The 1,651-nt window shown below is 66.0% G+C and carries 1 protein-coding gene; it reads right to left on the bottom strand.

Features of this window, described 5'->3' with window-relative positions; all coding sequences use genetic code 11:
* Window positions 1-351: 351 nt before the first annotated feature.
* Window positions 352-1,344, bottom strand: coding sequence for a helix-turn-helix domain-containing protein (locus AB0M29_RS45150; protein WP_365393679.1), 993 nt, complete (start codon window positions 1,342-1,344; stop codon window positions 352-354).
* Between the last annotated feature and the right edge of the window lie 307 nt (window positions 1,345-1,651).

Genomic DNA, 1,651 nt, shown 5'->3' with positions numbered 1-1,651 from the left:
CACCGACCGGTTCAGGCACGGACTCGGGCTCGATCGTCATCTCACTCACTTGGCGTCTCCATGATCAACAGATCCGCCGTTTATTAGACACTCCCCTCCGACTCGAGCGCACCTGCCGGTGGACTGGTGGATCTCTGCCTGGCTGCACCCGTTCAAGCGCCCCACGCGCGGCGCAGCCAGCGCACGGTGCCGGTGCCCGACGCCGGTGCCTGCACGGCTACTTCTGGTTTGGCCACGGAGTAAGTGGACGGGTCTCCCTGACCCAGGCACCTCGCGAGCATGGTCCCGCCGGCCGTCTGTGTTGTAGAGCCGCTCGGAGGCGCTGCTCGGCTGCAGTGCTTCTCGATGCGGTTACGGCTGCGGGTCCGGGGCGCGGCCGTAGGCGAAAGTCCTCCGGTATTCGCCTGGCGTCACCCCGTACGCGCCGCGGAACGCCCGGCTGAAGTCAGTTCCACTCGAGAATCCCCACCGCGCCCCGACCGCGTGGACCGGTCGCGAGACCAGGCAGGGGTCGGCAAGATCTTGTCGGCACCGCTCCAGGCGACGGTGCCGGACCCATGAGCCGACGGTCGTGCCCTCTATCTGGAAGATCCGGTGCAGGGAGCGCACGGAGACGTTGTGGGCGGCAGCCAGATCCGCCGCTGTGAGCCGCGAATCGCCCAGGTTCTCCTCGATGAAGGCACGGATCTGACGGATCAGCATCGCGTGGCTTTGCTCGGCGGAAACGCGTCGCTCCGCGTCCGTGCGCCGACCGAGGAACGCGGTGGTCAGGTCGAGCGCGACCGAGCCAAACCGTGAGGCGTCCGCCGGAGTCCAACTGCCGGTGAGAGCGCCAGCAACGAGATTGCCGAGGAACGAGGCCATGACGGCACCCATAGGGTCACCGCTTGGGATCCGTTGCCCAAGGAGCGGCGCCACTTCGTTGGCCCGCAGCGGCAGCACAGTTCTCGGTAGCCTGACGACGATCATGTCCGCCCGCTCGGTGACCACACGGCTCTCGTAGGGATGGGATGTGTCGTGGGGTAGGAAGTCCCCGGCCTGGACCTCGACCTGGCGACGGCCCCGCTCCACGGCGAATACTCCTCGCTTGATCAGGCCGAGTTCGTAGAGCTCGGGATCGGACTTCCGGATCAGGGCCGGCGTACGGTGAGTGTGGAGTGCCGGGAACGAAAGTTCGCACACTTGGAGCGGACCCACATGCAAGAACGTCCCGTCCGCTCGGAAATCGTTCGTGTGCTCGGTGGTGAAATGGTTCGGCGCCGGGCGGCTGCTGACCAGCTCGTACCAGTACGCGAACCGTTCCGAGACCGGAATGTCCTCACTCCGAATGACGGTAGTGATCATTGCCAGCTCCCCCCTGCCTAGACGAACTCGTCTCTGTCCCCTGTGCCTACCGGCATGGCACCACCTCAGAATCGGGTTCGAACCCCGGTGACCCGAACACTGCGACTGCGCGCCACGACCCAGCGGGGGACCTATCCAGCATGCGGAAGTCGGTCGCGGGGTCTACGGTCCCACCTGGGGCCGGGGGATGCAGTCGATTTGATGGTGAATTGAGAGCGTGGTGGTGAATCGGGTGGTGTTCGGTGGGGCCGTGTCGGGGATGCCTCGAACGTTCATGCTGGCCGTTGGGCGGGCGTAGACGAACGGG

Source organism: Streptomyces sp. NPDC051976 (genome assembly GCF_040680795.1).
Taxonomy (GTDB): Bacteria; Actinomycetota; Actinomycetes; order Streptomycetales; family Streptomycetaceae; genus Actinacidiphila.
The sequence above is the reverse complement of the archived record's forward strand: the minus strand, read 5'-3'. Positions and strand labels throughout refer to the sequence as shown.

Bases quoted from the DNA above. Each gene is read 5' to 3' on its own strand.
- AB0M29_RS45150 (WP_365393679.1), bottom strand. From the start codon at position 1,344: ATGATCACTACCGTCATTCGGAGTGAGGACATTCCGGTCTCGGAACGG.